Origin of the sequence: Aquimarina sp. AU58, assembly GCF_900312745.1 — a bacterium.
GTDB classification, from domain to species: Bacteria; Bacteroidota; Bacteroidia; order Flavobacteriales; family Flavobacteriaceae; genus Aquimarina; species Aquimarina spinulae.
Map to the genome: position 1 here is coordinate 3,197,614 of NZ_OMPD01000014.1, position 22,547 is coordinate 3,220,160.

Here is a 22,547-nt window from a genome sequence, read left to right on the forward strand (position 1 = left end):
TATTTGGGCCGAGGGTTCATTATGACAAAACACACTTCTAAAAGTTAAAATCATACCAAAAGATTCATTATTTTAGTACTATAAACCACAGTTCGATTAATATTTGGATATACGATAAAAACCGTCAATTCGAGTGATTTTTCGTATTAAAATGGAGAAAAATTGTATCGAGAATAGGTTGTACTAAAAGATTCAAACAAAACTATGATATAGCATGAAAAACAGCTTAGGTATACGTGCAAAAAATCTTTTGTTGATATACTTTGTACTCACTTTTTTGATTTCGTGGACGGGCCTAGTTTTTATTATGGGTATTGACGGATTTACCGGAAAGAAAGAAGTACCGGATAGTCAAATTCCATTACTATTTTTGGCTATGTGTGCTGGGCCTTTTATAGCAGGGTTACTAGTTAACTACTTTGAAAATGGTAAAGCCAGTTTTAAACAACTAAAAACCAGAATGGGAAAATGGAAAGTAGGTACCCGATGGTATGCCATAGCTCTTTTTTCTGCTCCGCTACTTTTTGGGCTTACCTATATACTACTCTCTTCCTTTTCTTCTAAATTTTCTCCTATCCTTCTTTCTACCGATGATCTTCTCTTTTTAATTCTTGGAGGAATTCTAGGTGGCATCGTAGCCGGTTTTTTTGAAGAAATTGGCTGGACAGGATTTGCTGTACCAAAAATGAGACTACATTTCAATATACTCACTACAGGGTTAATCGTTGGTGTGATATGGGGAATATGGCATTTGCCTCTTTTTATGGACAGTGATCCCAACGGAGATGTTCCATTAGCAATATTACTGATCATAAAACTCGTTACACATTTACCAGCTTTTAGAATTTTGATGGTCTGGGTATATGATCACACCCAAAGTTTGTTTATAATAATTCTTATGCATATGTCTCTTACAGCAAGTACTATGATTTTTCAACCCACAACGACAAAAGGGATTGATATCGTTGTTTTTAACCTTATGTTTACCGGATTGATTTATGTGTTTATGGTTATACTTAGGTATCTTACCCTTCGAGTGCCTCAGGGTTCGAGTTCAATTTATCATTAAAGTCCGAGATATCATGGGAGGTTGAGGTTCTCGAAGCCCCATCTTTATTCCGATACGTACTCACCCTTCGACTACGCTCAGGGTTCGGAGTTCAATTTATCATTAAAGTCCGAGATATCATCGGGGGCTGAGGTTCTCGAAGTCCCATCTTTATCACGATACGTACTCACCCTTCGACTACGCTCAGGGTTCGGTCTCGTTCGAGGGCTGAGTCCTTCGGCTTAGCTCAGGAAACACGGAGTCGAAGCCCGAATACCTTTCAAGCCAATGTGTATCATTTTTACATTCAGCAATCTCACCCTTCGAGTGCCTCAGGGTTCGGAGTTCTATTTATCATTAAAGTCTGAGATATCATCGGGGGCTGAGGTTCTCGAAGCCCCATCTTTATCACGATACGCGATAGATAATCCTGGTAATGTTTCCAACTCCCCTCTCATTAATGCTTCTTTCTTTGCTCTCGACCAACCTTGTACTTGTTTTTCTCTGTAGAACGCGGTATCGATACGATCATAGTGCTCATAATACAATAGTTTTACCGGTAATCTTTTTTTGGTATGGTTAGCTCCTTCTCCTTTTTGATGTTGTTGTATTCTTCTCTCCAAATATTTTGTACTGCCTGTGTAGTAACTCCCATCACTACATTCTAAAATATACATATACCCATTCATATAAAGTTTTGTTTTTACAATAGTAGCGCATACGAGTTTCATTTTTTGAAACCAGAGCATCATCGTACAAAAATCTCAGTATTGTAAACCCATAACAGGACGAACTAAAAGTAGTAATGTATACTAGTTTTTAATAAAACGACACTTATTATAATAAGATCACGTTATAATAAGATCACGGTTTAGTGTTAAAATATGTAAACCTGTTTGTTATTTTGTGTTATTTCAACATAAAAAAGAGATCTAAAAAGTAAGTCCAATGTCATATTGAGCCTGTCGAAATATTTTTATCTTACTGGTAATCAATATGGGTTTCGACAAGCTCGACCTGACAAATCAAAATATAATGACTTTTTAGGCCTCTTAACATCTAATAGTTATTTATTTTTTGCCTTTTACTCCGTTATTTTTAAGAATATAGAAACTATACCCAAATTGAAGTTGTGAGAAGTTATTATTTATATTATCTAATTCATGGATAAGTTTATATCTCAGAAATAATTTTCCTGTGGTAGATATATCGACCAGTAAGTCTATATTAAAACTATTAAGCCATCTGTTTTTTGAAACTACTTCACTATTTTCTATAGATCGGATTGCAATATCTTCACTAAAGGTTTCGAACCAGGAAAGACGATCTGTAAATGAAAAGCTTACTCTTTTCTCGGGTAAAAGTTGTATCGAAGCCTCAAAAGGGATCTCGAGGTTGTTATAAAACACTCCTTCTTCATCTGCTGCATCTAACTTTACACCTGTTCTACCATACAAAGCTCCTGCATTAAAAAACATATTGATTTTAGAGTTTTGATTCTCAAATGTCATTAAATTCAGAATACCCCCAACTGCAAAATTTCTATACTGTAGTAACGAAATCGGGGTATAAAACGTTTCGCTACCAACTGTCTGAGGTAACAAAAATTTATTATTTTCTTCAATCTTAGAATATTGAAAGAATACATCTGCATTCTGAAACACTCCTGCCCCTTCAAACAACAAAAAAGGCGGAATAATACCATAATACCAAGGCCTGTCATACCTACGTGTATTCAGGTTAAATCGTTTTTTGACTTCTAATTGTACCAATCCATTAGGGTTTTCCTCATCAAACAACCCAATGAGATCGGTATAGGCAACCGCTTCAAATAACTTAGAAGATTCTTCCCTGTAGAGTTTCGATTCTTTTTTACTTTTATCCAGAACAATAGTTTGAGGTACGGGACTAATATCATTGGCATTAACATCTACTTTTTTGATATAACGAATCACATCATCTACCTGGATAAATAGGCTCTTTTTCTCTGTTTTTTCATATTGATACTGATCTTCATGAAGTAGTTTTATAGCATTAGTATCTGAAGTGTCTCTATATATTTTTTCATTAGAATACAAAACATAATCCGACAGTTGTTGAATATTTTTGGTAGAACTGATCCCGATGGAGTATTTGTTATTGAATGAGTAATTCTCTTCTCCCATACTGCCATTTACCTGTATCTTTTCTATAAACCCGCCAAAGAATGAAATCTCGACCTCTATATTTTTTAAAGGGTCATCAAGGGGAATTTTTCGTATACTCTTTACATCGGTATTATAATATACAGGAATCTCTTCATTTTTTAATTTGATCGTAGCTACTTGGGGGCGTTCTTCTTCGGTATTGTAAAACGTAACAATCCGTGCAAAAAGTTGTGTAATTCGATTACGAACCAAATCGGTATTCGTTACATCTTTGGGAACCAAAGGAACATCGTTATTATCCTTGGTAGAAGTAATGATTGTTTTAATCGCTTGCTTTACCCTTACTTCAAAGTTTGGATAAGTTAATGGTTTTAGTTTAAACGTTTGTGTATCTGCACAATCACAATCCAACTCTATGGTATGAAAACCATCTGCATCGATACTGGCTGATAGGATGATATGTATCTTATCACTGTCTGTAAACTGATCAATAAGATCTGTATCGACTGTATATTTTTGAGCAAAAACTGAGATAGAAAAAATCAATAAAAAGCTGGTAAAAAATCTTTTCATTTTTTAAAATTTAGATGATTAATAAATTACTTCTTTTCAAGGTGGGATATAAAAAGAAGGAATACGTTAAGAGAAGAATATTTTTGTAATAAAAGGTAAAATTGTTACATAGGATAAAATTTATTTAGGTTTATTTTGATTAAATATACATAAATATTCACAAGTACTAACAAAATTTTAAGATGTTGATCTAGAAGAGAAAAAATAACTAGATTTCGGTATACACTATACCAAAATATTGAAGATAAAAGAACGTTTTTTGTATTCGAAACTCTCTTACTATGAGTTTTATTTTTTGAAACCAGAGCATTATCACCCAAATATCTCAGTATTGTAAACCAATATCAGGACGAACTAAAAATGGTAAAGTTATTCTAGGATTAATCTAAAATATGTAAACTTTTTTTAGGACGATAGGGTACTTACGAAGTACCCTCCCCCCACTGCAGAAGTACCCATCCCCTTGTGCAAACACAGGTGTGTCCTGTATAAAACAGAGGCCACATCTCTGTTGAACACAAGTGCTGCCTCTGTTTGAAGTACCCCCACCCAGGAATCGAAGTACCCCTGGCCAGGGTTACGGGCAGTCATACCCACTACCATAAGTACCCCCTATAGCCTATATACCCTTAACCTACCCACTACTATAAGTACCCACCCCCACTTATATAAGTGGGGTTTAGCCTATTTTATACGGTAGATGGTTATTTTTTAACAGTTTTTGTTAATAATAGTTTTCACCACTTTTAGAACGGTATATATCTTTTATCCATTCGTGATTGCATTTCTCACAGCTATAATAATTACGAAAAATACGTTTTTCAGGGTTAGCAAAATCTTCACCCAAATAGTCTTCTTTTGTTCTCGCTATATTAAAATAGTCTGCTTTACATTTTGGGCATCTACTTGATCTATATTCTTGCACCAAAGCATAAATTATAATAGACAACATAATTATGTATATCAAAAAGCTACCCAAATTTTCTTCCATATTATTTTGTTCCAAAGGTATCTATGATCATTTCCCGAAATTTCTCTTTGTGTGTTTCTTGCATTAATAAATATTTACTTCTTTATCTTCTTTGGCTGCAGCACATCTAATTTCTGCGTAACTCTTGGTTTTTTTATGAATATGAAAGTACGATATACGATTATTCTTCTCCATATATATATTTACGAACAATAGTTTGACTAACAGGTTTTAATGTTTTGCCATTAGTTGGATGCGTGCCTGGCATTGTAAAAAATTCAATTCCTACTGTCTTGTCATACCAAAATAGAGCTTTTCCATCTTTAAAAAACGTCATTGTGGTATCTGGTTCAATTTTTCTAAAATTCTCTAACAAATCTTTATTTAGTGCAATATCCAGAGAGGAAGTTTTTCCACATTCTACTAACTCATAATGATCTTCTGACCAGATCATACATTCTTTTCGTTGCCGATCAATTACAAAATATAGAATAACAGCAAACGAAGAAATAAAACTAACGGTAATTACAATTTTTTTCCAAGGAATTCTAGGTTTTGGTGGAAAACCACCTCCTGATTCTCCTTCTGGAGGGTCTATAATTTTACCTTTATTTTTTCTAAATTTTGAATACGGTCTTGGATTAAAGTTCAATAACCAAGAAGAAAATTCTACTACTTCCTCCCTTGGTTCTTTAGTTATTTGGTTAAGAAACTGTTTTACCGGAATAAGTTTATCTGCATCAACAGAATCTAAAAACTTCAAAAAATCTCTATTAATAGGAATTTTGAAATAAGATGATAAAGTATGAATATCTTGTTTACTATTTTGAGTTTCTAAAATAATTTTACTGGCGCTCTTAATTTTCCCAGGAGTGATGTTATTACAAAATCTATTTAATTGGTGATTAGAATCATTTTTGATAGAACCATAATGTTCCAATATTTTCCCTTTGTAATCTTCAAACGTCATCACAATCAGTTTTTTATTAAAATTTAGAAACGAATTTATCCTAATAATTCGAATTCATCCGAATGATCCGAATTACTTACTATCAGAGGGGTAAAACAGCCATACCTTTACAAAAGTTTTGAAAACGTATTGATTTAGCTATCAAGACAAATGTATACAAACTAATTCAAAACCGGAAATATAAGACGGGATCTGCGTATTGATCCAGGAAGTACAATTCACTTTTCCTGTCGGCCTATTTCCACTCTACTTCCTAAAACTAAGAAGAGGCCTCTTCTGAATTTAAATGAGTTGCTGGTTGGCAAATAATCCTCCGGGTTCAAACCTCGGACAGCAACCGCTATGTCAAATTTTAAAATTCAGAAATTATGCGTAAAGCAATTTTAATATTAGGAATCGTGTTGTTTAATATGTCTTTATTTTCATGTACCACTTCAGATATCGCCGACGAAATCGGTATTGAAGAATTAGCTACTGAGGGAGAAGATGGTGATTTAGGCCAAGAAAGCTCTGAAGAAGATGAAGGATAAATAATCCTTAATAATAATGAGGTCTTATCTTTTTTATAGATAAGACCTTAATTTTTTTATTTAATTTACGAGGAATTTTGAATTTAGATCCTCTTGAAAGCTTTTATCAAAACTATTCTATTTCTACTATTATGCATCCGATGTAGCTCTCCTGCCCCATCTAATACAGAAGAGTTACCTAATGATCATCCCTTTCGTTACTTCGAGCTAGGCAAAGAAAAGCGATCATTAAAAGAACGCCTTTGTTACTTAACAGAAGCAGAGAAAAAAGCTACTATTTTAGGTTTGGATTCAATAGTTATTAAATCTCTTTCCTTTAAAGCCTATTTATTCAAAGAAAATAGATATAAAGATGAGAGATACCTAGATAGTGTTTTACCTGTTTCAAAAAAAATGCTTAAAGCTGCTATAAAAGCTAAAGATTCAGCTAATATTGGGAAAGCCTATTTTAAAATTGGGGAAAATTTCCTCAACAAAAATATTAATGATTCTGCTTTCTATTATTTCGACAAATCCAAATATATATATGCTAGTATAAAAGATAGTTCTCAAACTGGAAAGAAGATAGATCGAATGGCAAGGATTCTAATAGACGATAGTAATTACAATCTCGCAGAAAGTTTATTAGTTGAAGCATTAGAATACCTTGAACCAATTAAAGATAGTGTTAGTCTTACTTCTGTTTATTTAAACTTAGCAATTAAGTATAAAGAACAAGCAAATTACAATAAGGCAAAAAGTTTTATTAATAAAGCTTATGAATATTCGTGTTCTCCTAAAGCAAATAAAGTAATAAAAAATACGGAGTTATTAATTCTTCAGAAAAATGGCGATTTTGATGCTTTGATTAAAAAATATTCTAAATTAATTAACGATAAAGATATAATTAATAACAAAAAGGAATATGCTCGTATTTTAGACAATTTTACGTACACAAAATGGCTTGCTGGTTATAATGAAAATATCGAAAGTAAATTACAAGAATCTTTACATATAAGAGATAGTTTACAGGATGTCTCAGGTTTAATAGCTAGTTATGAACATTTAATGAGGTTTTATAGCAAGAAGAATGCATCTAAAGCTACTCTATACGCTAAAAAACTTTTTAAACTTACAGTAGCGCAAAATAATTTAACAGATAGATTAGATGCCATAGAATATTTAAAAACATCTTTACCAAATGAATCTATGCAATATACTCGCTTAGAATTGGAACTAAAAGATAGTTTGCTTAATGCACAAAAGTTATCTGGTTATCAATATGCAGCAATGATATATGACACCAATAATCTTGAAAAAAAATTATTTAAAGAACAAAAAGAAAAAGAACTGGTTAATCAAAAACGTATAACCCAAAATATTATATATGGGGGAAGTGGATTATTAATACTTATAAGCTCTATTTTTTTACTTTTCTATTTACAAACTAAACATCGTAAAGAAAAAATACAAGAACGCCACTCAACCGAAAAAAGAATCTCTAAAAAGATACACGATGAAGTTGGGAATGATATCTTTTATCTCGCTACACAATTACAACAAGATCCGGATTTCACAACCGATCCCGATAAACTAAAGATACTTAAAGGATTTGATAGTGTATATCATAAAGTGAGAGATATTTCGAGGGATCATACGGTAGAAACTGGAGAAGAATACGGTGATGAGGTATTATCCTTATTAAACTCTTACGGCAGTCAAACCACAAAGGTGATTACCAATACTGTAGATGTTGATTTCTGGTCTTCTGTATCTGCCTATAAAAAGGGAGAACTATATTGGGTACTTAAAGAATTACTCACCAATATGAAGAAGCATAGCAAAGCTAGTTTTGTGTCTGTACAATTTCTTAAGGAAAAACAACATCTCGTCGTTACCTACGTGGATAATGGTATCGGTATTAACGATACACACCTTATTTCTAAAAACGGACTTCGTAATGTGGAAAACCGCATGAAAGACATCAAAGGAACTATTACTTTTGAATCAGAACCTAAGCAAGGTTTTAAAGCAAAAATTGTTTTTACCTCCTAATCAATCAAGGTATGTTTACAAAAATTATTATTGCCGAGGATATCGATAATGAAAACCTGGGAATTGTTTCTTCAGTCAATGCATTTACCAATGCACAGGTAGATACGGCTCAGTTTTGTGATAAAACAAAACTCAAGATCGAAAGGACACTACAAGAAGATTCTCCCTACCAACTCCTGATTAGTGACCTTTCTTTTACTTTGGATTATAAAGAACATAACATCACATCGGGGAAACAACTTATTGAAGAAGTCAAAAAAATACAACCTGATATTAAAATCATTGTTTTTTCGGGTGAAGATAAACCAGCCATTATGAAATCCCTTTTTGAAAACTACAAAATTAATGGGTATGTCTGTAAAGGATTATATGGGTTATCTGAGTTAAATAAGGCTATACAAGCAGTATATAATCATAAGACATTCACTTGTCCGGTTTCTAAAAGTGCCTTACATCAAAAGAATATTTTACAACTGGATGCTTACGAAATACAACTACTAACCTTACTAGTACAAGGGTACAAACAAGAAGAAATTAGTCAATACCTTACACAAAACAATATTTCACCAAATAGCAGACGCTCTGTAGAAGACAGAATACGTAAACTACGAGAAGATTTTAATGCCAAAACCAATGTACAATTAATCTATATGGTAAATCAATTAGGTTTGATTTCATAAACTAACCCTATAAAAGCATACATTTTTATCCCTTGTGGTTTTCCACGAGGGATTCTTTTTGGGGCAAAGTAAGTTTGTTGTAGTATTAATTTAAAAACTTTTAAAAATGGCAGATCCAAAATTTAAAATTCGTAAAAGTAGTAATGGGGAGTACTATTTTAATTTATACGCAGGCAATGGTCAGGTAATAGCTACTGGTGAAACCTATACATCTAAGCAAAGTTGTAAAGATGGAATAGAATCTGTAAAGACTAATGCTCCTATTGCAGATATCGAAGATTTAACATAGCGTAAGTATTGGGGTAACAAGCTTTATTATATGTAGACCTCACAGGTTTTAAAACCTGTGAGGTCTTTTCTTTTCTAATAAGTTTTGGACTCTGTGGAAAACCACAAGGGATTGGTTTTCAGGGTTGGTAAGTTTGAAGTGTATTAATTATAAAATTTAGAAATATGTCAGATGTAAATAAACCTAGAAGGCCAGAAGGAATACCTCCAAGAGATTTTCCTAATAAACCAAACCCAACCCCCATTCCTAATAAGCCAACACCTTATCCCGAAAAACCGATAGAAATCAAGTAATAACTTCAAAAAAATAATCATGGCTAAATATTATGTAAATAAAAACGCACAAAACAATGGTGATCATGAGGTCCACAAACAAGGATGTATCTGGTTACCTAAAGTAGAAAATAGAATCTATTTAGGAGAACACACTAGCTGTAAATCTGCAGTTAGAAAGGCTAAGGATTATTATGACCAAGTGAATGGTTGTTATCACTGTTCAAACGAGTGTCACACTTCATAAATTTTAACTATGAAAAAACTAACCATAATTTTTATTGCCTTAATTGGCATTTCAAGTTTCATTTCTTGTGATTCAAGTGAGGAAACAGAAAATGATATAGAAACTCGAACAGAATGGGAATGTGGAACTCATAATGGTAATACATTATATACAGGACCACAAGGTGGATGTTATTATTATAATAGTAATGGCAACAAAACCTATGTGGATAGATCAGAATGTAATTGTTAATCAATAATAATTTACTATGAAAACAATCCAAGTTAAGTTCAACATAAAAATAATATCATTTATATGTGCCTGTTTATTATTTGCTGCAGTTTTGAATCTACCTATTGAATATTATTCAATATTAAGAATTGTAGTTTGTATGGGATCTCTATTAGTAATCATATCACTATTCAAAAAAAACACTTGGGCAATTGTTTTTGCTGTCATAGCAGTTCTATTTAATCCAATAATTCCCGTATACCTTTATCTAAAACCATATTGGATTCCTATAGACATTATTTCAGGGATACTATTTCTTTTAATTCTGTTTTTCGCTAAACCGAAGAAAGAAATAAAAAAAGTAGAAACAAAAAAACGAAGAGAATTCAAAAGAGATAAAATTTATTAGAACCTAATCAATTATGGAAGAAACAACCATCACAGCCGAATTAAAAAGTCATTTTTTAAGGCTATATCAAATTGCATTGTCTGACGATAATTTCAGCCATTTAGAAATGCAGTTATTATACAAGTTTGCTCAGGAAAGAGCAATCTCTAAAGCTGAATTAGACACCATTTTAACTGGGCATGCCGGAGATATAATTATACCAGAAACCATAGAGAAAAAAATTGAATACCTCTATGACTTTGCCTTAATGATTTGGGCTGATAAAATTATAAGCAAAGATGAAGAAATAGCACTTACAAAATACATTAAAAGCTTTGGTTTCCTGGAAGAAAATGTCCACAAGTTATCTAACTATTTATTAGAAAGTGCAAAAGCAAATACACCTAAAGAAAAAATACTTGAAGAACTTAAAGATTAATCTATTATGGGACTATTAAAAAAACTCACTCAATTAACTTCCCAAAATGGGAAAATGAATGTGGTAAAACCAGAAACTGAAGTCAATGAAAAGCTTACATATCATGATGATGGATATGATACATCCAAAGCTTGTCATGGAAATGCACATAATTTACAAATATCATTAGATACTATATATCAGAAATTTGAAAACAAGTGTAAAACTGATTATAACGAACAAGAGCGTCTTAAGCAGCCTTATGTTACTGAGCAAAAAGGAAAGAAAACTGCTTTATTAAATAAAACAGAAGAGCTAGAACGAATTGAGAATAATATTAGCAAGGTTAATGATGATATCGAAAAACTAAATCAAGATTGTAGAAAAGTAAAGATACATCCAGAAGAATTCTTTGTTGACATAGATAAAAGAGCATCTGCTAAATTCTGGATTGGTATAAGTTTTTTACTACCATTGGCTGTGTATCTTTTCGTTTTTTATATTTCAACATCTTTTTCTGCCTTCTTTAGAAAGTTTGATCCAGGTATTAGTCTCTTTCAAGGGATGTTCGATCCAAAAGCGCTTTCAAAAGCTTATGAAGGAGGTCTACTAGAGTTATGTTTTGTGCTTTTTATTCCTTTTGTATTTTTTGCTTTAGGATACTTAATTCATATGTTTCAAGAGGAAAAAGGGATCGTTAACAAATTCAAGATTGCAGCGCTATTTATAATTACGTTTTTATTTGATGCTATTCTGGCATATTTAATAGATGAAAAGCTATATAATCTAAATAAAACTTTTAATAGTGAAGAGTTCTCTATATCTATAGCTTTTCAGAGTATTGATTTTTGGCTGATCATTTTTGCGGGATTTGTGTCTTACATAGTTTGGGGTTTAGTATTTGATTTCGTTATGAAAGAACACTCAGATAGAGATAAAATTAAATCGTTCATCAGAGAGAAAAAGGACGCAATCTTTGAAAAAGAAAAGCTACTCTTAAAATTAAGAGGTAAAACTCAAAAAGGAGAAGATGAAATATCTAAAATAAAAATTAGAATATCTGAACTTCAAAACATCATTGATGGGTGCATACTCCCTGTTATGAATTATAAAGCACTCTCTACAGAATATCTTCAAGGCTGGCAACAATATATATCTGCAGGATTAAGAATGGGAGGCGATGAAAAAGATACACTATTACAGGAATGTAAGAATGTATATGAAAAACATATTAAGGGATTAGAATTAGATACAGATACCTACCAAAACAAAATATATACTAAAACATTGTAAACATGAAACAGATAAAGTTTTTAATTCTTATTTCTATACTATGTCTATTGTTCTGTTGTAAGAATGACATCAAAGACGAAACTAAGACAATAGAAGCTAATATTTCATCTACTAGTATTAGCAAATGTCCAAAACATATATTGGATCAAAAAGAGAACAATCTTAACATAAGCATTCTTTTGGATTTATCAGATAGAATTGAAAAAACTAAAGTAAGACAAAAGGATTCAGCATATTTATCAAGTTTGTCAAAATCATTTGTAGAACATATAAAGCATAAAAAATTGATTTTGCTTGAGGATCGTATGCAATTGTTCTTCAATCCCGAGCCTTCAGATGAAAAAATAAATGAAATCGCTGAAAAATTGGAAGCTGTTTTTACTAAAGAAACTTCCAAAACAAAAATAACAGAAACCTTATCTCTTTATACAAATACTCCTTCAGAGTTATATGATTTAGCTAAACATGATGCTGAAAGCTCAGGAGGTTATCCAGGCTCAGATATTTGGCGTTTTTTTAAAGACAATATAAAAGACTATTCTATCGATGAATGCCACAGAAACATACTTGTTATCCTAACTGATGGTTATATGTTTTATGATAAAACAATCATGAATGAAAAAAACCGTACATCATATTTAACACCCAAAAGTTTAAGAAAGCTACAATTAAATAAGGCCAACTGGAAGGACGAAATGGAAAAGAAAGATTTAGGTTTTATACAAGCTAACTCGGGGTTACATGATTTAGAAGTTCTAGTCATCGGTATCACAAGTCATAATGATGAAAATCCATATACGCTAGATGTCATAGAAGCGTATTGGGCAAAGTGGTTTGATGAAATGGGAGTAAAAAAGTACAAGATCAAAAAAGCAGATATTTCATCTAGTATAGAAAAAGTGATTACAAATTTTGTTTTAAAAACATAAAAGAAAATGGGTTTACGATTTAACAAGCGAATAAACTTGGGAAAAGGATTTGGGTTTCATATCAGTAAATCAGGAATCACTCCAAGCTATAGAAACAAAAGAGGTTCTTTAAGTTCAAAAGGGTATTCGATACGGACTGGAATTTCAGGAATTACATACAGAAAAACTATTAGTAAAGCTAAAAATAATGGATGTCTGCTAATGCTAATTTCATTAATACTAACGAGTTTTTTACTAACAATTAATTCTTGTAAAAATAAAACTTCACAACCAAGAAATAAATGGTACCAAGGTGGGACATTGCACAAATCTAAAATAATTGATTGGAAAAATGCCTCGGAAAGGAATAAACTAGCCACTTGTGGTGATTTTTGTGCAAATATTTATAAAAGAAATAATTCTATAGATGAAGTTAAACTAATAGCAACAAATTTAGTGATCTGTATAGATGAAGCAACCAAAGAGAGTGGCAATACTTTAGATAACTCATCAATTTCAGAAATAGCATCAATGTGCTTATTATTAATGGAAAAATCAAACTAGCTTATGGAATTAAACAACCAACTTAAAGCCCTTGCCGATAAGATCGAGCAATTAAAAGATAAAATAGAAAACGAAGAATCTACCAAACATGCTTTTGTATTACCCTTTATTAATCTATTAGGATACGATAGCTTTAACCCTACAGAAGTGGTTCCCGAGTTTACAGCAGATCTGGGTCTAAAAAAAGGAGAGAAAGTAGATTATGCTATTTTTCAAAATGATCATCCAGTTATGATCATAGAATGTAAAAATTGGAGAGAAGATCTTAATGTACATAACTCTCAATTAGCCCGATATTTTCATGTTACTCAAACACGATTTGCACTATTAACCAATAGTATTGAATATCGATTTTATACAGATCTCGATGAGGCCAATATTATGGATGAAAAACCATTTCTCGAATTTGATATCACGCACCTTAAAGAAAGTACCATTAGTGAGATTGCCAAGTTTCATAAATCTAATTTTGATATCAATAAAATTGTTGATAATGCCAGCTCTTTAAAATATACTAAAGAAATTAGAAAGCTTATTAATGCAGAATTGCAAACGCCTTCTTATGATTTTATACGATTATTTGCTAATCGTGTATATTCTGGCAGACTCACAGAACGTGTAATGGAAGAATTTACAGAATTGGTACAAAAAGCTTTTAACCAAACAATTAGTGAACGAGTAAGTGATCGTCTAAACTCTGCACTTAGCCAGGAAGTAGAAAAACAACAGGAAGAAGGGTTAGAACATGAGGAAGAGATTAGCAAAATAATCACTACAGAAGAAGAACTAGAAGGGTATCGAATTGTAAAAGCTATTCTTCGTCGAAAAATATCAATAAATAGAATTGTACATAGGGATACACAATCCTATTTCGGAATTCTATTGGATGATAATAACAGAAAACCTATTTGCAGACTCCATCTGGATGGAAACAAAAAGTATATCAGTCTTTTTGGTCAAAACAAAGATATTCAAAGGGAGCAGATACATGCCGTAGATGACATCTATAATTTTGAAGAACAATTACTACAAACTATAGATCATTATGAACAGGAAATCATTAAAACACCTATACCATGAAAATAACAATTATAGCTTTACTACTATTCATATCCTATCAATGTCATTCTCAAAGTGTAGAAGCCTCGCTATATCTAAGAGAAGAACTGATAAAACAACAAGACGATTTATTGCAACAGGTACGTGAAATACAAGCACGGATTGATGCAATAGACTTAAAATTGGGTAACGCTACAACATCAAATACTGAAAAGAAATACCTTACAAAATCGGTCAACTATAATACACAAACAAAGTATTCAAACTCTATAAAGAATACTACCACCAGGCAGAAACAATATCGACCAAAAACAACAAGAACCTATTACCGAGGACCAAGAGGTGGATGTTACTATATTAATTCTAATGGTAATAAAACATACGTAGCCAGAAGTATGTGTAATTAACTAAGTACCAAATATTTAATTTATTAAAAATAAAGTTAATGAAACTTACTTACTTTAAATATCTATGTATTTTAGTACTATGCCTATCATTTGATTCTGTAGAAAAACTCCCTCATGAGTTCTTTGCTAAAGTTATCGGAATAAAAGATGGGGATACTATAGAAGTGTTATACAACAAAGAAGCCATCATCATTAGGTTAGCGCATATTGATTGCCCTGAGAAAAAACAACCTTTTGGTCAAAAAGCAAAGCAATTTGTTGCAGATTTCTGCTTTGATAAAGAAGTAAAGATCATTACTAAAGGAAAATTTGATCGGTATAGAAGACTTATTGCTGTAGTAGAGTATAAAAACAAAATACTTAATAAACAGCTGGTTGCGAATGGATATGCCCTACATTTTAAAAAATACTCCAAAGACACTACCTACAATACACTGGAAGAAGAGGCTCGTTTTCTTAAAAAAGGAATGTGGTCTCAAAAAGAACGTATAGAACCCTGGCTTTTCCGTAAAAGAAAAGTCTCAAAAAAAACACATCAATAATTTATACATGAATATAAAACTACACCACCATGAAAACAATACTATTCATCATAGCAATGCTTCTCTCCTGCTCTATATATAGCCAGGAAGAAAAAGAAAATGAAGAGAAAAATCAAGAAAATACTAGAGAAACCCTACAAATGGTATATATCTGTAATAGCATGAGTAGTAAACGCTATCATTATAAAAAAGATTGCGCAGGGTTAAAAAACTGTAGAGATTCTATTGTAAAAGTCTCTATTAGAAAAGCCAAAAACTTCGAGAGAACGGTATGTGGTTTTGAAACACACAGAGAAAGTTCTTCTGGCAGGGATAATTGAATTAATGATACTCTAGTAATTGAATCAAATATAAGGTTGAAGGAGTTTTAATTCTTGACTCTTCATTAAATCGCATACTCGTTACGGGAAATCCCCATTCTCAACAACCTTATATAGGTAACCTGTTTTTAAATTTATATAGTTCCCTACGTATTAAAAGCAGTAACTAGTTCTTACAACAAAGTATCGGTTAAAAACCAACAAAATACCTACTATTGGGTATTCCCTCCCATAGCTACCCCTATTACTTTTGAATACACTAAAAACCAATACCTTATGTATATCAAAACGAACACGCTTTATTTTTTATGGGGAGTACTCATATGTTTCTTTTCATTTCATGTTTCTGCCCAAGAGGTTTTAGAAATCAAATATGACGATAACAAAAGATCTTTATCCAAAATATCTACTAAGGATTTACATCCAGATGAAACCTATTTTATAAACATAACTGGGATAAATACCGCTTATATGGATATAACCATAAATGCAACACCGAAAGAACTGGTATCTCCTATCCCAGAGCCGTTAAAAGCTATATTACCGGATATTACAGAGGGGTTTAGCATAAAATCAATTATGAATAACCTTACAGTAAAAGAAAACGATTCTATTGCCGACACCTCTAAAAAAGAAAATTTTTATAAAAAAATTAGAGATGAAACTGAAAAACAAAAAAAGCGATTGAATACATTACGGATAAATACTTCATTACTCTACGATTTAATACAAAAATATCCTTCAAATTCGGCTCTGATAAGGAATAAAATTACTATTATTCTTAATAATTGGAAATCAAGCGATACTCCTCTGATTCTTTTCCAAGATCAATTACTATTAAAAGAAAATATCCTATCTGCTATTTATTATATAAAATCGGCTAATACCTTTTTCTCTAATTATCTTGCTGAAGCTAAAAGCGCAGGGGTTATACTTGATAATAATTTTTTGAATTATAAATCACAAATAGAAACAATTGCTAGTCAGTATAATACAGAAGAGTTCCTTCGTTATTGGAAATTGATTGTTAAAGCCAATAGCTATACAAATCATAAAAAATCAAATCAATCTTATACTCCTGATAAGGATGTGCTAGAGGCCAAAGTAACTATAGTGAACTGGTTTACTAAAGATACCCTGGTTCAAAAAACTTTGGACTTTTATAACAAAGGAAACAAATTAAAACTTGGATTTTCTTCAGGGTTTATTTTTAATAATATCATTGAGGATACATACTTTTTAAAGGCACGTGATACTATATCTAATTCTATAATTAGAGAGAATCAAGACAATGCAGATATTACTATTGGTGCTTTAGCACATCTACATTATCAGTTCTCGAGTTTCACCAGTGCCGGGATAAGCTTAGGATTGGGAATATCCCCTCTTGATGGAGAAACACGATATCTCATGGGAGGTAGTATTTTATTAGGAAAGAAAAAACAAGTTGTAATTAGTGCTGGAGCAGCTATGTCAAGAATTAGTGTTCTGTCTGGAGCTGTATCTGAAGATGATCAGGGACTATATATACCCATAGGGCAAGAAATCCCAACTTTCAAAAAAACACAATGGGGATATTTTATTGGCCTTACCTACAATATTCTCAGGGAAAAGAAATAATGAATACAAAAAACACTCCCGATAGCTGCGTCCAACTATCGGGAGTGTCTTCCTCTTTACATTGATGTGCAGAGGATGTATTTCAAATTACCCTTCACCACTTCGACAGTACTTCGAGTGTACTTCGACAAGCCTGTCCTGAGTTTACCGAAGGGCTCACCCTTCGACTACGCTCGGGGTTCGTGGAGTTCGTTGCTTTATTCGTTTCGAGGGCTGAGGTGTCATACTGAGCTTGTCGAAGTACACTCGAAGCCCGGTATTCTGTAGTAATCAAGGTTCGGTAAATATAGAGATACTAATGCCTAAACGAAGTAAGATGCAGTTTTACCTCTTTTAAGGTATCCTGAGTGATCATATACTCCTGTCCCATGAGGTTAATTTTGCACTCACCATCTATTTCGCAAATAGCCGAAATATGACTGGGATTGATATAATGAGTAATTCCCTGCTTATCTTTGATTTCCATAAATTCCATAATCGATATTGTTTTTATTTATATTCCTGATTTTTGATAAAAATACAATACACTTGGTTTCAGAATAATGATTCCTGTCATTTTTTGATAATAAAATGGTCTGGTTGTTTATCCCTTCGGCTAAGCTCAGGGTTCGGAAGAAGTCGTTCTTTCATTCAAATCGAGGACTGAGCCCTTCGACTAGGCTCAGGAAATACGATTCCGAGGACTGAGCGAAGCCGAAGTCCTAGGTTACTGGACAAATACTTCTAAGTCAATCAAAATTCCACTAAATTTGTACATCAACTACAAGTATTACTATTGCAAACTATAGATCATCTTCATAAACTGTATAATCCCTTCTATTTTTGGGGACTACTGTTTATCGCAAATATAGCGATGTTCTTATGCACCATCCTGATTAGCTACCTTTGGTCATCTTTTTATCGACATCAAAAGTTACCCATCGAAAAGAAAGACATTACCTTATCTATTGTAATTATGATGATTAATGTACTCGTTGCAATTCCCGGATATCTGCTCTTTATCAACTCCAACATTACGTTTACCAATACTAATCTTATACGGGATTTTATACTACTCTTTGTGGTTGTTGATTTTGTAATGTATATATTTCATTATGCCTCTCACTATGTTTGGCCATTTACGTTAGCACATGAAAAACATCATGAACACCATAGTTTTAATGAAATTAGCCTCTATGTGATGCATCCTCTTGAAGCTATTCTTTTTGGTTGTATACTCACCCTGCTTCCATTTGTAATCTCTCTTAATTTCTATAGCTTTATTTTCTTTCTATTCTTTAATTGGTTGATCGGAGTAGTATCACATCTAAATACATCTTCGAATACCCGAGTTGTACTATTTGGTAATAATATTTTTCATAGAAATCATCACGAATACTCCAAATACAATTTTGGATTTTATACCGTGATCTGGGATAGGATTTTTGGCACGTATTATAGTGCAGATCGTAACTAATTTATCAATTTCTGTATTCTCGAGTAAGAAAAGAAAATGTATGCTTATGCACTTTTCTCATTTTCAGAATCCATTTCTGTATTTTGAGCAAGTTGTTTTGCCCAGGAAATGGCATCACTAAGGTTATCAAAACTCTGGAAGCTATTCCTCATAAAGAGCTTTTCTATCAGAGAATTAAAAATTCCCCTCGAGGTATAACTTACCACCCCATACCCTCTAAGTTTATATCCATTTCTAAAAAACTTAACCCAATCACTAGGTTTCACAGAATATAAATTCACACGATTAGATATATATACAATATCTTCTCCGTTATTATCATACAGATGAGCAAACTCTTCGGTAATGGGTTTGGCATGATCCTCCCAGGTAAATAGTACTCCTTCGTTAATCTCTGCAACTACAAAAGTATCAAACAGGTAATAATTACCGCTAGAAAAATTAAATTCGTGTATCGCATCCTTGTAGAAAGGAGAATCCTTTATATATCCCATACTATGTGTATATATTTTAAGCCCCTTTAAACGTCACATTATATAAGTTGTTGTGCCAGTTGTGTGTTTAGATACTCTTTTTGATAAAAATCCTTATCATTCTATGCGAAGGAAGGGCTCAACAGCCTTGCTGTGCTAAGCATTTCGAAATACGTATTGCTTCCAATTATTGAAATAACATACCCGTAGTAATTCTTTTTATAGTGTTCCCTAAATATACAACAGCCATAATATAATAATTAATCTGCAATCTGAAAAAACGAGCTGCATATTTACCCTTATTTATACTCATTATAATTATTTGTGTCTTCTAATATAAAACCAAAAAATAAACCCTACCGTTTCTGTATAAACACAACTTTATATAGTACTACTGCTGGCCATCAAATGTTTAGTCTAAATATTTTCTTCAAAATACGGTACATTATTTACTTGTTAATTTATCATTACAAATAGGTGAAATTTCCCTGTAAATTGAATTGGTTTCTTCACATATTCTTAAAACACAAATCGAATAGTATCAGACAGATAATTAGTTATTTAGTAGAAGCATTAACCAATAAATAATATAAAATGAAATTACACTCAAAAATCTTATCAAGTCTATTAGTATTCCTTGTACTACTTACCTCTTGTGAAACTGATACAGAAGAACTAGAAATTGTTAAGACTAATCCATATTTAGAACTAGTGGGTACTGTAGAATATCGTCAGGCTACAGAACAGGAATTAAGTAAACTTGTTCCTGGTCAAGCTAAGGCTAATTGTACACTTCACGGAGATGAAGGATGTAGCGAGGATGCTTCATCAGAGTTCGAACGTTATGTAAAAGAATGTACTACGTATCCTCGTGTATGGCCACCAACAGGAGCTGTTTCTACACACTACAAAAGTATGATCTATTATGTTGATGGTGATGGAGATATCAATTTAGATCACTATCAAGATGATCTACAGGCACACGTAGACCAATTAACCAGTTCTGCAGGAGCTGCTTTTATTAGTGCCGACATTGTATTTTGGACATGTAATGAAAGAGAAAGCAATTCTTGTGTAATAGCTTACACAGTATACAGATAGAGAATTCATAGTATCGATGGTAAAGAAGCAGGCTTCTACGTGAAGTCTGCTTTTTATTTGTCCTATAGTCATGTCTCACTTTTGAACGCTACTTTTTCCAGTGTTTTAATACCTGATTGATATCTGATCGTACTTCTTTTCGGATTTCTTTTTTACGTTTCCCTTTACCAAACTGATCGTCATAATTAGTTTCGGCATGTCGTATATGAGCTTCTACTGCAAGATCAATCATTTTATCATCAAACTCCTTAGCATTGGCTGTACGTCCTACTCTACCACTATATTTCTCGCATGCGTGTTTTGCTATATCAAACTCTCTTTTTGCTGGACAATTAGGATATCGTCTTCTGATAGCGATGGCGAAATTAATAATATATTCTCTGTCTTGTTGTTCTCGTACTATAGCTGCTTTTCTATTTTTTTCTGCACGAATATCCTGATCTTTCTGACATTCTATTTTTGCTTTCTCTATTGCGATTTCTTCGACCAATTGTCCTTGTCGCTCATAACGCTTTCGACGCTGGTTCCATGCCCAAACTACTCCGCACAAGGTAGAATGTTTTTTAGATCTACGGGTCATTGCAGCATCTCCTGGCGGTAACAATACATACCCACCAAACGGAGAACAACTAAAACAGGTTCCTTTGTGCTTTTCGCTTTCTGCGACAAATGATTTCCCTACAAGAATTCGTTTACCACATTGTATACATCGAAGTTTTTCTTTCTTCGTTAAAAATATATTCTGAGAGGTTGTAGCCAAATATCAATTGTTTTAAAAGAAGGCGAAAATACATTTTTTAGTATTGAATTCACCTCAAAACATCACGTATATTTACTCCTCCTTATGTATACTCATTATGATTATTTTCATCTTCTGCTATAAAATCCAAAAGTAAATCCAACTACTTCTGTATATACATAACTTTGAATAGTTGTGCCGTACTCGATCGGAGCATTTAATGCTCTCATGAGTTTAATCATTCGATAAAGTTTAGTTTTTGAAATCCCTAATCGTTGTGCAAATTTTTCTGGTGATCCGGTGGCTTGTAAACGAATAAGCTGATCCATTCGTTCTATGATTTTGATATGTTTGATCATACAATCCATATACGTTTCTCTTTATATGTTATACCTAATAACAATCCTTTCCCTTTCTGTAACAGTGAGATTGTTATGCTAAACTATGTTGTCGTGATATGACTACTGACTCATGTCCTATATAAGCACAGTATTGAGAAAAAAGATTGATGAATTGTACTACTGTAGTGTGTTGAATTTTTCATGGTGAGTTGTTTTAACCCGGATTATGCAGTAGAACTATTTTGAAGCAGTTTCAAGGCGTAATAGATTTTCTACTGCATAATCCGGGTTTAAGTTATACTTAAAAATATCATATAGACGATATCAATAAAATCATAAATGAGGGAACTCCCCTTTTTGATGAGGGAACTCATTTTTGGTCTATATATATTATATCATAAGTAACAAGAAATGCCTAATGTTAAGTTTTTGATTTGTAAGAAAAAAAGAAGCTCCTGTACTCAAAAAAATGGTACATTGGTAGCAACATATATTGTCAACATGGTAGAACACATAGTACTAAAACTGGCTACCGAAGCTGATCTCTCTGCAATGGTGCAGGTGGGAGATGCCTTGTTTGATTACCCCATAAAAACAAATCGGGCCAAAGAATTTTTAAAGGATCCAAGACACCACATGGTACTAGCCTATGATGGTGCACAAATTGTAGGAATGGCTTCAGGATTTCATTATGTTCACCCCGATAAAGATCCTGTATTCTTTATCGATGAAGTCTCTGTACTGGATGAATATCATAATAGAGGAATCGGACGCAAAGTCACCAGGTATTTATGTGAATATGCAAAACAATTAGATTGTGAAGAAGCCTGGCTGGCAACAGAACATTCTAATATAGCTGCAAGAAAAGCCTATGCCGCTGCAGGAGGGATAGAAGACAAAGATCCTATTGTTCTTATTAATTTTGAGCTAAAAAAAGATAAATAACAC

The 22,547-nt window shown here is 32.6% G+C and carries 29 protein-coding genes; 21 read left to right on the forward strand and 8 right to left on the reverse strand.

The genetic code is table 11. The features are described 5' to 3' along the window. Nucleotides 1–214: 214 nt before the first annotated feature. Nucleotides 215–1,069, forward strand: coding sequence for a CPBP family intramembrane glutamic endopeptidase (locus DK441_RS25200; protein WP_109853310.1), 855 nt, complete (start codon nucleotides 215–217; stop codon nucleotides 1,067–1,069). A 326-nt stretch (nucleotides 1,070–1,395) separates the two neighbouring features. Here the strand turns inward: DK441_RS25200 and DK441_RS25205 are convergent, their stop codons facing one another. The 4 genes from DK441_RS25205 to DK441_RS25220 form a co-directional block, all read right to left on the reverse strand. Beyond that, on the reverse strand, nucleotides 1,396–1,779 hold the full coding sequence (locus DK441_RS25205; RefSeq protein WP_235015833.1) for a GIY-YIG nuclease family protein: 384 nt from the start codon (nucleotides 1,777–1,779) through the stop codon (nucleotides 1,396–1,398). Nucleotides 1,780–2,118: 339 nt separating this feature from the next. Beyond that, complete coding sequence (locus tag DK441_RS25210) at nucleotides 2,119–3,768, reverse strand: hypothetical protein (RefSeq protein WP_109853311.1); 1,650 nt, start codon at nucleotides 3,766–3,768, stop codon at nucleotides 2,119–2,121. A 724-nt stretch (nucleotides 3,769–4,492) separates the two neighbouring features. Then, nucleotides 4,493–4,759, reverse strand: coding sequence for a DUF6671 family protein (locus DK441_RS25215; RefSeq protein ID WP_109853312.1), 267 nt, complete (start codon nucleotides 4,757–4,759; stop codon nucleotides 4,493–4,495). Between the two features lie 160 nt (nucleotides 4,760–4,919). Then, entirely contained in the window at nucleotides 4,920–5,708 is a 789-nt protein-coding gene (locus DK441_RS25220) for a hypothetical protein (RefSeq protein ID WP_109853313.1), read from the reverse strand. Nucleotides 5,709–6,076: 368 nt separating this feature from the next. On the opposite strand from DK441_RS25220, the gene DK441_RS26835 reads away from it, so the two are divergent. The 17 genes from DK441_RS26835 to DK441_RS25295 all read left to right on the forward strand — a co-directional run bounded on the left by DK441_RS26835 (nucleotide 6,077) and on the right by DK441_RS25295 (nucleotide 17,489). Further along, entirely contained in the window at nucleotides 6,077–6,238 is a 162-nt protein-coding gene (locus DK441_RS26835) for a hypothetical protein (protein WP_160112279.1), read from the forward strand. A 93-nt stretch (nucleotides 6,239–6,331) separates the two neighbouring features. Continuing rightward, a complete protein-coding gene (locus tag DK441_RS25225; RefSeq protein ID WP_109853314.1) occupies nucleotides 6,332–8,272 on the forward strand; it encodes a tetratricopeptide repeat-containing sensor histidine kinase in 1,941 nt (646 codons plus the stop codon). A gap of 11 nt (nucleotides 8,273–8,283) precedes the next feature. Continuing rightward, nucleotides 8,284–8,952 carry a response regulator transcription factor gene (locus DK441_RS25230; RefSeq protein ID WP_109853315.1) on the forward strand — a complete coding sequence of 223 codons (669 nt, stop codon included), beginning with the start codon at nucleotides 8,284–8,286 and terminating at the stop codon, nucleotides 8,950–8,952. 106 nt (nucleotides 8,953–9,058) lie between these two features. Continuing rightward, entirely contained in the window at nucleotides 9,059–9,241 is a 183-nt protein-coding gene (locus tag DK441_RS25235) for a YegP family protein (RefSeq protein ID WP_109853316.1), read from the forward strand. 164 nt (nucleotides 9,242–9,405) lie between these two features. After that, on the forward strand, nucleotides 9,406–9,534 hold the full coding sequence (locus tag DK441_RS27180; RefSeq protein WP_255412329.1) for a hypothetical protein: 129 nt from the start codon (nucleotides 9,406–9,408) through the stop codon (nucleotides 9,532–9,534). Between the two features lie 19 nt (nucleotides 9,535–9,553). Continuing rightward, complete coding sequence (locus DK441_RS25240; protein WP_109853317.1) at nucleotides 9,554–9,760, forward strand: hypothetical protein; 207 nt, start codon at nucleotides 9,554–9,556, stop codon at nucleotides 9,758–9,760. Between the two features lie 9 nt (nucleotides 9,761–9,769). Next, nucleotides 9,770–9,991, forward strand: coding sequence for a hypothetical protein (locus DK441_RS25245; RefSeq protein WP_109853318.1), 222 nt, complete (start codon nucleotides 9,770–9,772; stop codon nucleotides 9,989–9,991). A gap of 16 nt (nucleotides 9,992–10,007) precedes the next feature. Further along, nucleotides 10,008–10,379: a DUF6804 family protein gene (locus DK441_RS25250; protein ID WP_109853319.1), complete on the forward strand. Its 372-nt coding sequence runs from the start codon at nucleotides 10,008–10,010 to the stop codon at nucleotides 10,377–10,379. Between the two features lie 13 nt (nucleotides 10,380–10,392). Further along, nucleotides 10,393–10,797, forward strand: a complete 405-nt coding sequence (locus tag DK441_RS25255) for a hypothetical protein (RefSeq protein ID WP_109853320.1) — start codon at nucleotides 10,393–10,395, stop codon at nucleotides 10,795–10,797. Nucleotides 10,798–10,803: 6 nt separating this feature from the next. Next, nucleotides 10,804–12,069, forward strand: a complete 1,266-nt coding sequence (locus tag DK441_RS25260) for a hypothetical protein (RefSeq protein WP_109853321.1) — start codon at nucleotides 10,804–10,806, stop codon at nucleotides 12,067–12,069. A 2-nt stretch (nucleotides 12,070–12,071) separates the two neighbouring features. Beyond that, nucleotides 12,072–12,998 carry a hypothetical protein gene (locus tag DK441_RS25265; protein ID WP_109853322.1) on the forward strand — a complete coding sequence of 309 codons (927 nt, stop codon included), beginning with the start codon at nucleotides 12,072–12,074 and terminating at the stop codon, nucleotides 12,996–12,998. A gap of 6 nt (nucleotides 12,999–13,004) precedes the next feature. Then, nucleotides 13,005–13,541, forward strand: coding sequence for a DUF4236 domain-containing protein (locus DK441_RS25270; protein WP_109853323.1), 537 nt, complete (start codon nucleotides 13,005–13,007; stop codon nucleotides 13,539–13,541). Between the two features lie 3 nt (nucleotides 13,542–13,544). Then, nucleotides 13,545–14,621: a type I restriction endonuclease gene (locus DK441_RS25275; RefSeq protein WP_109853324.1), complete on the forward strand. Its 1,077-nt coding sequence runs from the start codon at nucleotides 13,545–13,547 to the stop codon at nucleotides 14,619–14,621. Continuing rightward, a complete protein-coding gene (locus DK441_RS25280) occupies nucleotides 14,618–15,007 on the forward strand; it encodes a hypothetical protein (protein WP_109853325.1) in 390 nt (129 codons plus the stop codon). The genes DK441_RS25275 and DK441_RS25280 overlap by 4 nt, the downstream gene beginning before the upstream one ends. 38 nt (nucleotides 15,008–15,045) lie before the next feature. Next, complete coding sequence (locus DK441_RS25285; protein WP_109853326.1) at nucleotides 15,046–15,549, forward strand: thermonuclease family protein; 504 nt, start codon at nucleotides 15,046–15,048, stop codon at nucleotides 15,547–15,549. Between the two features lie 29 nt (nucleotides 15,550–15,578). Continuing rightward, nucleotides 15,579–15,869: a hypothetical protein gene (locus DK441_RS25290; RefSeq protein WP_109853327.1), complete on the forward strand. Its 291-nt coding sequence runs from the start codon at nucleotides 15,579–15,581 to the stop codon at nucleotides 15,867–15,869. A gap of 276 nt (nucleotides 15,870–16,145) precedes the next feature. Next, nucleotides 16,146–17,489 (forward strand): hypothetical protein, encoded by a 1,344-nt coding sequence (locus DK441_RS25295; protein ID WP_109853328.1) that lies wholly within the window; start codon nucleotides 16,146–16,148, stop codon nucleotides 17,487–17,489. Nucleotides 17,490–17,784: 295 nt separating this feature from the next. Here the strand turns inward: DK441_RS25295 and DK441_RS25300 are convergent, their stop codons facing one another. Next, nucleotides 17,785–17,964, reverse strand: a complete 180-nt coding sequence (locus tag DK441_RS25300; RefSeq protein WP_109853329.1) for a hypothetical protein — start codon at nucleotides 17,962–17,964, stop codon at nucleotides 17,785–17,787. Between the two features lie 300 nt (nucleotides 17,965–18,264). On the opposite strand from DK441_RS25300, the gene DK441_RS25305 reads away from it, so the two are divergent. Next, nucleotides 18,265–18,945: a sterol desaturase family protein gene (locus DK441_RS25305; protein ID WP_160112280.1), complete on the forward strand. Its 681-nt coding sequence runs from the start codon at nucleotides 18,265–18,267 to the stop codon at nucleotides 18,943–18,945. Nucleotides 18,946–18,989: 44 nt separating this feature from the next. Here DK441_RS25305 and DK441_RS25310 read toward each other — a convergent pair whose 3' ends face one another. Continuing rightward, on the reverse strand, nucleotides 18,990–19,439 hold the full coding sequence (locus DK441_RS25310) for a hypothetical protein (protein ID WP_074406084.1): 450 nt from the start codon (nucleotides 19,437–19,439) through the stop codon (nucleotides 18,990–18,992). 573 nt (nucleotides 19,440–20,012) lie between these two features. On the opposite strand from DK441_RS25310, the gene DK441_RS25315 reads away from it, so the two are divergent. Next, a complete protein-coding gene (locus tag DK441_RS25315) occupies nucleotides 20,013–20,519 on the forward strand; it encodes a hypothetical protein (RefSeq protein ID WP_109853331.1) in 507 nt (168 codons plus the stop codon). A gap of 88 nt (nucleotides 20,520–20,607) precedes the next feature. On the opposite strand, the gene DK441_RS25320 is transcribed toward DK441_RS25315, so the two are convergent. Continuing rightward, on the reverse strand, nucleotides 20,608–21,279 hold the full coding sequence (locus DK441_RS25320) for a DUF2293 domain-containing protein (RefSeq protein WP_109853332.1): 672 nt from the start codon (nucleotides 21,277–21,279) through the stop codon (nucleotides 20,608–20,610). A gap of 107 nt (nucleotides 21,280–21,386) precedes the next feature. Continuing rightward, nucleotides 21,387–21,626 (reverse strand): HTH domain-containing protein, encoded by a 240-nt coding sequence (locus tag DK441_RS25325; RefSeq protein ID WP_109853333.1) that lies wholly within the window; start codon nucleotides 21,624–21,626, stop codon nucleotides 21,387–21,389. Between the two features lie 474 nt (nucleotides 21,627–22,100). Between DK441_RS25325 and DK441_RS25330 the strand changes: the two genes are divergently transcribed. Beyond that, entirely contained in the window at nucleotides 22,101–22,544 is a 444-nt protein-coding gene (locus DK441_RS25330) for a GNAT family N-acetyltransferase (protein WP_160112281.1), read from the forward strand. Nucleotides 22,545–22,547 lie beyond the last annotated feature (3 nt).